At 70.1% G+C, this 13,318-nt stretch carries 10 protein-coding genes; 8 read left to right on the top strand and 2 right to left on the bottom strand.

Translation table 11 applies throughout. The features are described from left to right. Positions 1–885: a helix-turn-helix domain-containing protein gene (locus CW359_RS19460; protein ID WP_105971236.1), complete on the bottom strand. Its 885-nt coding sequence runs from the start codon at positions 883–885 to the stop codon at positions 1–3. Between the two features lie 156 nt (positions 886–1,041). Here CW359_RS19460 and tkt point away from each other — a divergent pair, with 156 nt between their 5' ends. The 8 genes from tkt (at position 1,042) to CW359_RS19420 (ending at position 11,498) form a co-directional block, all read left to right on the top strand. Then, a complete protein-coding gene (gene tkt, locus CW359_RS19455; protein ID WP_105971235.1) occupies positions 1,042–3,117 on the top strand; it encodes a transketolase in 2,076 nt (691 codons plus the stop codon). A gap of 19 nt (positions 3,118–3,136) precedes the next feature. Then, positions 3,137–4,285 carry a transaldolase gene (gene tal, locus CW359_RS19450; RefSeq protein ID WP_105971234.1) on the top strand — a complete coding sequence of 383 codons (1,149 nt, stop codon included), beginning with the start codon at positions 3,137–3,139 and terminating at the stop codon, positions 4,283–4,285. Further along, a complete protein-coding gene (zwf, locus tag CW359_RS19445) occupies positions 4,282–5,862 on the top strand; it encodes a glucose-6-phosphate dehydrogenase (protein ID WP_105971233.1) in 1,581 nt (526 codons plus the stop codon). The genes tal and zwf overlap by 4 nt, the downstream gene beginning before the upstream one ends. Continuing rightward, positions 5,859–6,794 carry a glucose-6-phosphate dehydrogenase assembly protein OpcA gene (gene opcA, locus CW359_RS19440; protein ID WP_105971232.1) on the top strand — a complete coding sequence of 312 codons (936 nt, stop codon included), beginning with the start codon at positions 5,859–5,861 and terminating at the stop codon, positions 6,792–6,794. Before zwf ends, opcA begins: the two co-directional genes overlap by 4 nt. Next, positions 6,787–8,448: a glucose-6-phosphate isomerase gene (gene pgi / locus CW359_RS19435; RefSeq protein ID WP_105971231.1), complete on the top strand. Its 1,662-nt coding sequence runs from the start codon at positions 6,787–6,789 to the stop codon at positions 8,446–8,448. The genes opcA and pgi overlap by 8 nt, the downstream gene beginning before the upstream one ends. Position 8,449: 1 nt before the next feature. Next, complete coding sequence (gene gnd, locus CW359_RS19430; RefSeq protein ID WP_105971230.1) at positions 8,450–9,328, top strand: phosphogluconate dehydrogenase (NAD(+)-dependent, decarboxylating); 879 nt, start codon at positions 8,450–8,452, stop codon at positions 9,326–9,328. Positions 9,329–9,334: 6 nt separating this feature from the next. After that, the gene (locus CW359_RS19425; protein WP_105971229.1) at positions 9,335–9,934 is read left to right on the top strand and encodes a histidine phosphatase family protein; all 600 of its coding nucleotides are present in this window, start codon (positions 9,335–9,337) and stop codon (positions 9,932–9,934) included. 100 nt (positions 9,935–10,034) lie between these two features. Beyond that, positions 10,035–11,498: a membrane-associated oxidoreductase gene (locus CW359_RS19420; protein WP_105971228.1), complete on the top strand. Its 1,464-nt coding sequence runs from the start codon at positions 10,035–10,037 to the stop codon at positions 11,496–11,498. Between the two features lie 31 nt (positions 11,499–11,529). Here the strand turns inward: CW359_RS19420 and CW359_RS19415 are convergent, their stop codons facing one another. After that, positions 11,530–13,314, bottom strand: a complete 1,785-nt coding sequence (locus CW359_RS19415; protein WP_105971227.1) for a bifunctional sugar phosphate isomerase/epimerase/4-hydroxyphenylpyruvate dioxygenase family protein — start codon at positions 13,312–13,314, stop codon at positions 11,530–11,532. Positions 13,315–13,318 lie beyond the last annotated feature (4 nt).

The following is a 13,318-nucleotide window of genomic DNA, read 5'->3' as shown; positions in this document are numbered from 1 at the left end:
TCAGCGCAGCTCCGCCCGGAACGCCACCGGCGTGCTCCCGGTGTGCAGTTGGAAGAACTTGGAGAAGTTCGCCGCGTCCGGAAAGCCGACGGCCGCGCCCACCCGGCCGATCGGCAGTGAGGTGTGCGCCAGCAGCCGCTTCGCCTCCAGGGTCACGCGTTTGTCGATGAACCCCTTGGGCGTCTCGCCGGTCGCGGCGCGGACCGCGCGGACGAGGGTGCGGCGGGAGTAGCCGAGGGCGTCGGCGTACGCGCTGACGCTGTGATTGGTGGCGAAGCCCTGTTCCACCGCGTCCCGGAACAGGGTGAACGTCGTGTCCGCCCGGCCGCGTGCCGCCTCCGCCGAGGTCGCGGCGAGGTGGGACAGGCGCAGCAGGAACGCGGTGAGGGTGTGGCGCAGTACCGAGGTGTGCACGCCTATCGGCAGGGTGGCCGTGTCCTCGTACTCGCGGCCCAGTTGGGTCAAAGACGCTTGCAGGCCAGCGAGTTGGGGCGCGTCCGGGCGCAACAGCGGGGGCAGGTCGTAGTGGTAGAGGCCGGTCGACTCGACCGTGGCCCGGGGCAGGAAACCGGGCTGCATGGTGAGGACGGTGCCGTGGTACCCGCTGGTGCGGGAGAAGCGGTGGACCTGACCGGGGCGGATCCAGAGCACATCGCCCGCTGTCGCCTCGTACTCCGCGAAGTCGATCATGTGGGTGACCGGGCCCTCGTCGAACAGCATCACGATGTGGAAGTCGATGCGGTGGACGCGCTCCAGCGGGGCGCCGTCCTCGTGCCAGGTGCGGTCGGGTGACATCGGGCCGACCTGCATGCCGACGCCCAGGATGCTCAGATCGACGGGGAAGGGAAAGGTCCTGATCCCGTCATGAGTGCTTCTGTCCGCCATGTCCGTCTCTTGCCGCCTCGACCCCAGCGCCCGTGTCCCACTTTCACCAAAGGGTGACACACAGGTACCTGGCCCCGTAAAAGTCAGACTTTTAAGTTTGAACACGTCCGAGCAGTTCGCCGCAGTTCGTACGCCCCTACCGAGGAATTCTTGAAGATGAGTACGCAGACAGCCGACAGCCTCCAGTGGACCGAACTCGACCGGCGCGCCGTCGACACGGCCCGTGTTCTCGCAGCTGACGCCGTGCAGAAGGTCGGCAACGGCCACCCCGGAACCGCGATGAGCCTGGCCCCCGCCGCGTACACGATCTTTCAGAAGGTGATGCGACACGATCCGGCGGACCCCGAGTGGACGGGCCGCGACCGCTTCGTCCTCTCCCCCGGGCACACCTCGCTGACCCTCTACACCCAGCTGTTCCTGTCCGGGTACGAGCTGGAGCTGGACGATCTCAAGGCGTTCCGGACGCACGGTTCGAAGACGCCCGGTCATCCCGAGTACGGTCACACGGCTGGTGTGGAGACGACCACGGGCCCGCTCGGCCAGGGTGTCGCCAACGCGGTCGGCATGGCGATGGCCGCCCGTTATGAGCGCGGTCTGTTCGATCCCGAGGCGCCCGAGGGCACCTCCCCCTTCGACCACACCGTCTGGGCGATCGTCTCCGACGGCGACCTGGAGGAGGGCATCTCCGCCGAGGCGTCCTCGCTGGCCGGGCACCAGAAGCTCGGCAACCTGGTCTTCCTCTACGACGACAACCACATCTCCATCGAGGGCGACACCGCCACCGCCTTCTCCGAGGACGTGCTGAAGCGCTACGAGGCGTACGGCTGGCACGTGCAGCGCGTCGAGCCGGAGCTGGGCGGCGACATCGACGTCCACGCGCTGTTCACGGCGCTCGAAGCGGCGCGGGCCGAGACCGCACGCCCCTCCATCATCGCCATGCGCACGATCATCGCCTGGCCCGCCCCGAACGCCCAGAACACCGAGGCCGCGCACGGCTCGGCCCTCGGCGACGACGAGGTCGCGGCCACCAAGCGCATCCTCGGCTTCGACCCGGAGCGGTCCTTCGAGGTCGCCGACGAGGTCCTCGCCCACGCCCGCCGGGCCCTCGACCGGGGTGCCGAGGCGCACGCGGCCTGGGACAAGCGGCTCGCCGAGTGGCGTACCGCCAACCCGGAGCGGGCGAAGCTGTTCGACCGGGTCCTCGCAGGTCAGCTGCCCGATGGCTGGGAGGACGCGCTGCCGGTGTTCGAGGAGGGCTCGTCCGTCGCGACGCGTGCCGCGTCCGGCAAGGTGCTCCAGGCGCTGGGTCCGGTCCTGCCCGAGCTGTGGGGCGGCTCCGCCGACCTCGCCGGGTCGAACAACACGACGATCGACAAGACGTCGTCCTTCCTGCCCGAGGGCAACCCGCTCCCCGAGGCTGACCCGTACGGCCGAACCGTCCACTTCGGCATCCGCGAGCACTCGATGGCCGCCGAGATGAACGGCATCGCGCTGCACGGCAACACCCGCATCTACGGCGGCACCTTCCTGGTCTTCTCCGATTACATGCGGAACGCCGTACGGCTGTCGGCGCTGATGCAGCTGCCCGTGACCTACGTCTGGACGCACGACTCCATCGGCCTCGGCGAGGACGGCCCGACCCACCAGCCGGTCGAACACCTGGCCTCCCTGCGCGCGATCCCGGGCCTGAACATCGTCCGCCCGGCCGACGCCAACGAGACCTCCGTCGCCTGGGCCGAGATCCTCAGGCGGCACGCCACCCACCCGGCCCCGCACGGCCTCGCCCTCACCCGTCAGGGTGTACCGACGTACGCCAGGAACGAGGACGCCGCGAAGGGCGGTTACGTCCTGCGCGAGGCGTCGACCGGCACCCCGGACGTCGTCCTGATTGCCACCGGCTCCGAGGTCCAACTCGCCGTCGCCGCCCGCGAGGCGCTGGAGGCCGAGGGTGTGGGTACCCGGGTGGTGTCGATGCCGTCCGTGGAGTGGTTCGAGGAGCAGTCGGCCGAGTACCGCGCGAGCGTCCTGCCGCCGTCCGTGAAGGCACGCGTGGCGGTCGAGGCGGGCATCGGTCTCACCTGGTACCGGTACGTCGGTGACCACGGACGCATCGTCTCCCTCGAACACTTCGGCGCCTCCGCCGACGCCAAGACCCTGTTCGCAGAGTTCGGCTTCACCCCCGAGAACGTGGCCCAGGCCGCGCGGGAATCCTTGGCCGCCGCCCGCGGTTGATCCGTCCGCAAGAAGGAAGATGATCACAGTGACCACCGAAACAACCACCACCGCGGGCACGCTCAAGCGCCTCTCCGACGAGGGCGTCTCGATCTGGCTCGACGACCTGTCCCGCAAGCGGATCACGTCCGGCAACCTCGCCGACCTCATCGACACCCACCACGTGGTCGGCGTGACCACCAACCCGTCGATCTTCCAGGCCGCCATCGGCTCCGGCGAGGGGTACGAGGAGCAGCTCGCCGACCTCGCCGTGCGCGGGGTCACGGTCGACGAGGCCGTACGGATGATGACCACCGCCGACGTCCGCGCCGCCGCCGACATCCTGCGCCCGGTGTACGACGCCACGGCCGGCCGGGACGGCCGCGTCTCCATCGAGGTCGACCCGCGCCTCGCCCATGAGACGGCGGCGACGATCGCCGAGGCCAGGCAGCTGGCCTGGCTGGTCGACCGGCCCAACGTGATGATCAAGATCCCGGCGACGAAGGCAGGGCTCCCGGCGATCACCGAGGTCATCGGCCTCGGGATCAGCGTCAACGTCACGCTGATCTTCTCCCTGGAGCGCTACCGCGAGGTCATGGCCGCCTACCTGGCCGGCCTGGAGAAGGCGCAGGCCGCCGGCATCGACCTGGCGACCGTCCACTCCGTGGCCTCCTTCTTCGTCTCCCGCGTCGACTCCGAGATCGACAAGCGCCTGACGGTCCTGGGCACGGACGAGGCCCTCGCCCTCAAGGGCAAGGCCGCGCTGGCCAACGCGCGGCTCGCGTACGAGGCGTACGAGGACGTGTTCGGGGGTGACCGCTGGACGGCCCTCGGCGGCGCCCGCGCCAACAAGCAGCGTCCGCTGTGGGCTTCGACCGGCGTCAAGGACCCCTCGTACAAGGACACGCTCTACGTCGACGAGCTGGTCGCGCCCGGCACGGTCAACACCATGCCGGAGGCCACCCTCGACGCCACCGCCGACCACGGTGACATCCACGGCGACGCGGTGACCGGCGGCTACGCCCAGGCGCGTGCCGATCTCGCGGCCGTCGAGGGGCTCGGGATCTCGTACGACGAGGTCGTGAAGCAGCTGGAGGACGAGGGCGTCGCGAAGTTCGCGATCGCCTGGGACGAACTGCTGGACGCCGTGACGAAGTCGCTGAACAGCAAGGGAGTTGACGGGGAATGACCGAGGCACCGACCCTGCCCACCACCGACGTCGAAGCACTCGTCGAGGCAGCCGCCGACTGGGAGAACCCGCTGCGCGACCGCGGCGACCGCCGGCTCCCCAAGATCGCCGGGCCGTCCGGGCTGGTCATCTTCGGGGTGACCGGTGACCTGTCCCGCAAGAAGCTGATGCCGGCCGTGTACGACCTCGCCAACCGGGGTCTGCTGCCGCCGGGCTTCTCGCTCGTCGGGTTCGCCCGGCGGGACTGGGAGGACGAGGACTTCGCGCAGATCGTGCACGACTCGGTGCGCGAGCACGCCCGTACGGAGTTCCGTGAGGAGGTCTGGCAGCAGCTCGCCGAGGGCATGCGGTTCATCCCCGGCGACTTCGACGACGACCAGGCGTTCAAGCAACTGCGCTCGGCCGTCGAGGAGTTGGACGCCTCCCGGGGTACGAGCGGCAACTACGCCTTCTATCTCTCCGTACCGCCGAAGTTCTTCCCGAAGGTCGTCCAGCAGCTGAAGAAGCACGGGCTGGCGAAGGCGCCGGAGGGTTCCTGGCGGCGCGCGGTGATCGAGAAGCCGTTCGGGCACAACCTGAAGAGCGCCCGCGCGCTGAACAAGGTGCTGCACGACGTGTTCGACCCCGAGCAGGTCTTCCGGATCGACCACTACCTCGGCAAGGAGACCGTCCAGAACATCCTGGCGCTCCGCTTCGCCAACCAGATGTACGAGCCCGTCTGGAACCGGTCGTACGTCGACCACGTACAGATCACCATGGCCGAGGACATCGGCATCGGCGGCCGGGCCGGGTACTACGACGGCATCGGGTCCGCGCGTGACGTCATCCAGAACCACCTGCTCCAGCTGATGGCCCTCACCGCCATGGAGGAGCCGCTTGCCTTCGACGTCGACTCGCTGCTCACCGAGAAGCTCAAGGTCCTCAAGTCGGTGAAGCTGCCCGAGGAGTTGGGCGAGCACACCGTGCGCGGGCAGTACGCGGGCGGCTGGCAGGGCGGTGAGCAGGTGCTCGGCTACCTCGAAGAGGACGGCATCAACCCGCAGTCCAGCACCGACACTTACGCGGCCGTCAAACTGGAGGTGGACAACCGGCGTTGGGCGGGCGTCCCCTTCTATCTGCGGACCGGCAAGCGGCTCGGCCGCCGGGTCACCGAGATCGCGGTCGTCTTCCAGCGCGCCCCGCACTCCCCGTTCGACTCGACGGCCACCGAGGAACTCGGCGCGAACGCGATCGTCATCCGCGTCCAGCCCGACGAGGGCATGACCGTGCGCTTCGGTTCGAAGGTCCCGGGTACCTCGATGGAGATCCGGGACGTCACCATGGACTTCGCCTACGGCGAGTCCTTCACGGAGTCCAGCCCGGAGGCGTACGAACGGCTCATCCTGGACGTCCTGCTCGGCGACGCCAATTTGTTCCCCCGTCACCAGGAAGTGGAAGAGTCCTGGAAGATCCTCGACCCGATCGAGGAGTACTGGGGCACGCATGGCAGGCCCGCGCAGTACTCCTCGGGCAGTTGGGGCCCGCAGGAAGCCGACGAGATGCTCGCACGAGACGGACGGAGCTGGCGCAGGCCATGAAAATCGACCTCACCGACACCACAGCAAGCAAGATCAACAAAGCACTGGTGAAGGGGCGACGCGCCATCGGCACCCCTGCCGTGGGCATGGTCCTGACGATGGTCATCGTCACGGACGAGGAGAACGCCTACGACGCGATCAAGGCGTCCGAGGAGGCCTCGCACGAGCACCCCTCGCGCACCCTGGTCGTCATCAAGCGGCACGCCCGCAGCCCCCGTGACCGCACCAACTCCCACCTCGACGCCGAGGTAAGGGTGGGCGCGGACGCCGGCACCGGCGAGACGGTCATCCTGCGGACGTACGGCGAGGTGTCCGACCACGCCGACTCGGTCGTCCTGCCGCTGCTGCTGCCGGACGCGCCGGTCGTCGTGTGGTGGCCGGTGGACGCCCCCGAGGTGCCCGCGAAGGACCCGCTGGGCGCGCTGGCCCAGCGCCGGATCACCGACATGTACGCGGTCGAGAAGCCGCTGGTCGCGCTGGAGGCGCGGGTACGGTCCTACGCGCCCGGCGACACCGACCTCGCGTGGACGCGCCTGACCCCGTGGCGCTCGATGCTGGCGGCGGCCCTCGACCAGGCCCGTACGAAGATCATCTCGGCGGCCGTCGAGAGCGAGGCCGAGAACCCGAGCGCCGAACTGCTGGCCCGCTGGCTCGGCGCCCGCCTGGAGGTCAAGGTGGACCGGGTCGTCACCCCCGGGCCGGTCGTCACGGCCGTCCGCCTGGGCACCGACAAGGGCGAGATCGTCATCGACCGCCCCGAGGGCCCGCTCGCCACACTCACCCTGCCGGGCCAGCCCTCCCGCACCCTCGCGCTGAAGGTGCGCCCCACCTCCGAACTGATCGCCGAGGAACTGCGCCGCCTCGACGCCGACGAGATGTACGCCGTCGCTCTGCGGGGCAACAGCACCAAGGAGACCCCCACTCATGTCTGACTCCCCCAGGCTCACCCAGCGCCCCGAGTGGACCGCGCTGGAGGACCACCGCTCCGACGCGCTCCCCCAGCCGCAGCTGCGCGAGCTGTTCGCCGCCGACCCGGGTCGCGCCGAGCGGTACGTCGTGCGGGTCGGCGACCTGCACATCGACTACTCCAAGCACCTGGTCACCGACGAGACCCTCGCCCTCCTCCAGGAACTCGCCGCCGCCACCGATGTGTTCGGGCTGCGGGACGCCATGTTCCGGGGCGACCGGATCAACATCACCGAGGACCGGGCGGTCCTGCACACCGCGCTGCGGGCACCGCGCGACGCGGTGATCGAGGTCGACGGGGAGAACGTCGTCCCGGCCGTGCACGCGGTCCTCGACAAGATGGGTGCCTTCGCGGACCGCGTGCGTTCGGGCGAGTGGACCGGGCACACGGGTAAGCGCATCAAGAACGTCGTCAACATCGGCATCGGCGGCTCCGACCTCGGTCCTGCGATGGCGTACGAGGCCCTGCGGGCGTTCACCGCACGGGAGTTGACGTTCCGTTTCGTGTCGAACGTCGACGGCGCCGACCTGCACGAGGCGGTGCGGGACCTGGACCCGGCCGAGACCCTCTTCATTGTCGCCTCGAAGACCTTCACGACGATCGAGACGATCACCAACGCCACCTCGGCCCGGTCCTGGCTCCTCTCGGGGCTCGGCGGCGACGAGAAGGCGGTCGCCAAGCACTTCGTGGCCCTGTCGACGAACTCCGGCAAGGTCGGCGACTTCGGCATCGACACGGCGAACATGTTCGAGTTCTGGGACTGGGTCGGCGGACGCTACTCCTACGACTCGGCGATCGGGCTGTCGCTGATGATCGCCATCGGCCCGGACCGCTTCCGGGAGATGCTGGACGGCTTCGCGCTGGTCGACGAGCACTTCCGGACGGCTCCGGCGGAGGAGAACGCGCCGCTGCTGCTGGGCCTGTTGGGCATCTGGTACGGCAACTTCCTCGGCGCCCAGTCGCACGCCGTACTGCCCTACTCGCACTACCTCTCCAAGTTCACGGCGTACCTGCAGCAGCTGGACATGGAGTCCAACGGCAAGTCCGTCGACCGGGCCGGGCTGCCGGTGGAGTGGGAGACCGGGCCGGTGGTGTGGGGCACGCCCGGCACCAACGGGCAGCACGCCTACTACCAGTTGATCCACCAGGGCACGAAGCTGATCCCGGCCGACTTCATCGGGTTCGCCGAGCCGGTGGCCGAGCTGAGCGACGAACTCAAGGGCCAGCACGACCTGTTGATGGCCAACTTCTTCGCGCAGACGCAGGCGCTGGCCTTCGGCAAGACACCGGACGAGGTGCGGGCCGAAGGGGTCCCGGAGGAACTGGTCGCCCACAAGACCTTCCAGGGCAACCACCCGACGACGACCGTGCTGGCGCGCGAGCTGACCCCGTCCGTGCTCGGCCAGTTGATCGCGCTCTACGAGCACAAGGTGTTCGTCCAGGGCGCCGTCTGGAACATCGACTCCTTCGACCAGTGGGGCGTCGAGCTGGGCAAGGTCCTCGCCAAGCGCATCGAGCCCGCGCTCACCACCGGGGCCGACGTGCCCGGCCTCGACGCCTCCACCGCCGCCCTCGTGGCCACGTACCGCACTCTTCGTCACGCTCAGGAAGTGAACTGACATGCAGATTGGTCTGATCGGTCTCGGCAAGATGGGCGGCAACATGCGCGAGCGCATCCGCCGTGCCGGCCACACCGTCATCGGCTACGACCGCAACCCCGAGGTCTCCGACGTGGCGAGCCTCGCCGAGCTGGTCGAGAAGCTCGAAGCGCCGCGCGTGGTCTGGGTGATGGTCCCGGCCGGTGCCGCCACCCAGTCCGTGGTCGACGAGCTGGGCGGGCTTCTGTCTTCCGGTGACACGGTCGTCGACGGCGGCAACTCCCGCTGGACGGACGACGAGAAGCACGCCGAGGAGCTGGGCACCAAGGGCATCGGCTTCGTCGACGCCGGTGTCTCCGGCGGCGTCTGGGGCCTGCAGAACGGCTACGCCCTGATGGTCGGCGGCGACAAGGAGCACGTCGAGCGGCTCCACCCGATCTTCGAGGCGCTCAAGCCCGAGGGCCCGTACGGCTATGTCCACGCGGGCAAGGTGGGCGCCGGGCACTTCTCGAAGATGGTCCACAACGGCATCGAGTACGCCATGATGCAGGCGTACGCCGAGGGCTGGGAACTCCTGGAGAAGGTCGACTCCGTCACCGATGTGCGCGAGGTCTTCCGGTCCTGGCAGGACGGCACGGTCATCCGGTCCTGGCTGCTGGACCTGGCGGTCAACGCCCTTGACGAGGACGAGCACTTGGAGCGGCTGCGCGGGTTCGCACAGGACTCCGGCGAGGGCCGGTGGACGGTCGAGGCGGCCGTCGACAACTCGGTCCCGCTGCCCGCGATCACGGCGTCGCTGTTCGCCCGGTTCGCGTCCCGGCAGGACGACTCCCCGCAGATGAAGATGATCGCGGCGCTGCGCAACCAGTTCGGCGGGCACGCCGTCGAGTCCAAGGAGTAGGAAACCGTGGGTGACCTTCTCCTGGTCCGCCACGGCGAGACGGAGTGGAGCGCGTCGGGCCAGCACACCAGCTGGACCGACCTGCCCCTCACCCCGCACGGCGAGGAACAGGCCGAGTCCCTCGCGCCGCTCCTCGCCGGACGGACCTTCGCACGCGTCCTGACCAGCCCGCTCCGCCGCGCGGTCCGCACCGCCGAACTCGCGGGCCTGACCGGGGCGTTGACCGACCCGGACCTGCACGAGTGGGACTACGGCGGGTACGAGGGTGTGACGACCGCCGAGATCCACCGCACCCGGCCCGACTGGTACCTGTTCACGGACGGTGTCACGCCGGGTCCGGACGGGCACGCGGGCGAGTCGCCCGACGAGGTGGGCCGGCGCGCGGACCGCGTCCTCGCCCACCTCAAGGACGCGCTCGAAGAGGGTGACGTGGTCCTGGTGGCCCACGGGCACTTCCTGCGGGTACTGACGGCCCGTTACCTCGGGCTGCCGGCCGCCGACGGACGGCTGTTCCAGCTCGCCACGGGCACGGTCAGCACGCTCTCCACCGAGCACGACCGTCCGGTGGTCGCGGAGTGGAACTCCCGGCAGAGTGCGGTGAGTTGAGCCGAGCGGTCGGCTCGGCGGGCTGAAGTGGCGATCGGGCCCGGGGCGTTGTCCCCGGGCCCGATTGACATGGGTGCCGGGGCGCGTCAGAGTCGCCCCGGTGGAGATCAACGAACTGACGGCGGCCGAACTACGCGTGTGGCAGGCCTTCCGCAAGGGTGAGCCCGTCGACTTCCGCGAGACGCCCGACGAGAGCGCGACCGCCGGCGCCGACTGGGGCCCGGAGCGGAGCGTACGTGGCTCGGTACTGCGGTCCCTGCTGCTGGGCACCCCGCAGGAAGAGGGCGAGATCCCCCGGCTCAGGCTGTCGGGCGCCCGGATCACCGGGCATCTGAACCTGATGTACGCGGTGGTGGACCACCCGCTGCACCTCCGTTACTGCCACTTCGACGAGTCGCCCGACCTCTACGGCACCCGGCTGCGCCAGCTCAATCTGCGCGGCTCGGTGCTCCCGGCCGTCAACCTCGCGAGTACACGCATCGACGGCCCGCTGCGCATGACCGACTGCCGGGTGCACGGTCCGGTGCGGCTGGCCGGTGCGGAGATAGCGGGCGCGCTCTTCATGGACGGCGCCGAGGTCACCGCGTCCGACCCGGCCGTGCCGGTGCTCCAGCTCCACCAGTGCGTGTTCGGCGACGGCTTCGCCGCGCCACGGCTGCGGGTGCGGGGCGAGGTGCTCCTCGACGGTGCCACGGTCGGCGGCTCGGTCAATCTGGAGGGCGCCGAACTGAGCAACCCCGGCGGCCACGCCCTGCGCGCCCAGTCGCTCGAAGTACGGGCCGACGTCCGGGCCCGGGGCCTGCGCGCCGAGGGCGGGGTCGATCTGCGCGGCGCCCGCATCCCCGGGCGGCTCGACCTCATGCGGTCGCGGCTGTCGAACCCCGGCGGTATGGCGCTGCGGGCCAGCAGTTGTGTCATCGGCGAGCTGTGGCTGTTCCGCAGCGAGCCGCTCGACGGCACCCTTCACCTTCGCCGCTCCCGCATCGAGGTACTGGGCTTCGAACCGGAGGTCGTCCCGGGCAAGGTGCTCTTCAACAACCTCAGCTACACCTCGCTCACCCCGCAGGAACCCGCCGACCGCCGGCTGCCCCTGCTGGAACGCGACGGCGACGGCTATGTCCCGCACGCCTACGAGCAGTTGGCCGCCGCCTACCGTCTCGTCGGCGACGAGGGCGCGGCCCGCCGCGTCCAGCTCGCCAAGCTGCGCCGCCACCGGACGACCCTGCCCTGGCTCGGCCGCGTGTGGGGCCACCTCCAGGACCTCACCGTCGGCTACGGCTTCCGCCCGCTGCGCGCCGCGGTCTGGCTGCTGTCCCTGCTGGCGGCGGGCTCGATCGCGTACGCCACCCACCACCCGAGCCCGCTCAAGGCGTCCGAGGCACCGGAGTTCAACCCGGTCTTCTTCACCCTGGACCTGCTCCTCCCGGTGATCTCCTTCGGCCAGGAGGGGTCCTTCGCGCCGGAGGGCGGGTACCAGTATCTGTCGTACGTCCTCATCCTGACCGGTTGGATACTGGCGACGACCGTCATCGCCGGGGTGAGCAGGAGCGTCAGCCGGCAGTAACGGGAGCGGGAGCCGTGCGGGTCGACTCCCCTTACCGAAGCGGCCGTTGGGCGTGCTGGGCGGCGAGGCGCACCGGGGCGTTCTGGGCGCCGTAGCCCTGGTAGCCGCCGTCGCGCTGGACCAGTTCGAAGAAGACACGGCCGACGGTACGGGTGTAGCAGTGCCTGAACTCGCCCTGGGCGTCGCGGTCGTAGAGGATGCCGAGTTCGCGGTAGGTCGCCAACTCGCCCTCGGTGAACTCGTATCGGGCGGCGAGGTCGTCGTAGTAGTTCGCGGGCATGGGCAGGAGACTGCCCCCGGCCTCGCGGAAGCGCCGGGCGGCGGCGACCACGTCGTCGGTGGCCAGCGCGATGTGCTGGGCGCGGGTCTCGTCCTCGGTGGGCGCGGGGCCGACGGCGAGCGCGATCCGTACGCTCCCGGTGGAGTTGGTGACGGCCCGGCTGCGGAAGAGGCCGTACGGGTCGGCGACGTCGACACTCTCCTGGCCGTTCAGACCGAGGACGCTGCTGTGGAAGAGGGCGGCCTCGTCGAAGTGGTGCCAGGGCTGGGTGAGGGCGAGGTGGTCGATCCGGCCGACGCCGGGCTCGGCCGTCTCCAGAGGCTCGAAGTCGGTCCGCCAGTCGGGGAGTTCGGGCCGCCCGGTGGCACAGAAGAAGAGTTCCGTACCGTCCGGGGCGGCCACGGCGTCGAGCAGGGCGTCCTCGGGGGCGCGGCGGCGGGGCAGCACCGGGGCGAGCAGTGCCTCGGCTCGGCGGGCGGCGCCTGCCGGGTCCGGTGACTCCAGCCCGACGGCGGCGAGCCCGGTGCCGTCGCGCCGGGCGGACGGCCCGGTGTTGACCAGGACACGGGCCTCGCCGCGCTCCCAGAGGTCGACGGGCTTGCTGCGATGACGGGCGGTACGGGTGAGGCCGAGCGCGCCGAGGACCGCCGAGACGGGTTCGGCGTCGGGGGTGACGATCTCGGCGAAGGCGATGCCGGTGGGGACGACGGGCTCGGGCAGCGGGGCGAGGCCGATGCTCTCCTGGAGGACGAGGAGGGAGCGCCGGGCGTCCACGGCGGTGGGTCCGGCCTCGGCCTGCCGGAACACGTCGTTGAACACTTCGAGGGAGAGCGGACCGTCGTAACCGGCCCTGACGACATGCTGGACCAGCCCCGCGATGTCGAAACCGCCCTGCCCCGGGAAGCAGCGGTAGTGCCGGCTCCACTGGAGCACGTCCATGGCGAGCAGGGGCGCGTCGGCCAGCTGGAGAAAGAAGATCTTCTCGCCGGGGATGTCCTCGATGCCCTTCGGATCGGACCCCCGGGAGAGGATGTGGAAACTGTCGAGGCAGGTGCCGAGCGCCGGATGACCGGCCGCCTCGACGATGCTCCAGGCATGCTCGTACGTACTGACGTGCCGCCCCCACGCGAGCGCCTCGTACGCGACACGGACGCCGAACTCCTGCGCCAGATCGGCCAGTCGGGCCAACTGGGCGGCGGCGAGGGCGTCGTCGTCGAGGGCGAGCGGGGAGACGCTGGAACAGACGAGAACGGTGTCGGTCCCGAGCCGCCGCATCAACTCGAACTTGTGCCGGGCACGGCGGAGGTTGCGGACGAACTCGCCCTCGGGCACGGCCTCGATGTCCCGCATCGGCTGATAGAGGTCGATGGTGAGCCCGAGGTCGGCACACCGGGCCCGTATCTCCTCGGGGGCGAGAGGACTGGCGAGCAGATCGTTCTCGAAGATCTCGACCCCGTCGAACCCGGCCCGCGAGGCGGCGGTCAACTTCTCGGTCAGGGAGCCACTGAGAGACACGGTGGCGATGGATGTACGCATGGGA

Origin of the sequence: Streptomyces geranii (assembly GCF_002954775.1) — a bacterium.
Lineage (GTDB): Bacteria > Actinomycetota > Actinomycetes > Streptomycetales > Streptomycetaceae > Streptomyces > Streptomyces geranii.
This window is presented reverse-complemented; position numbering and strand designations above follow the sequence as displayed.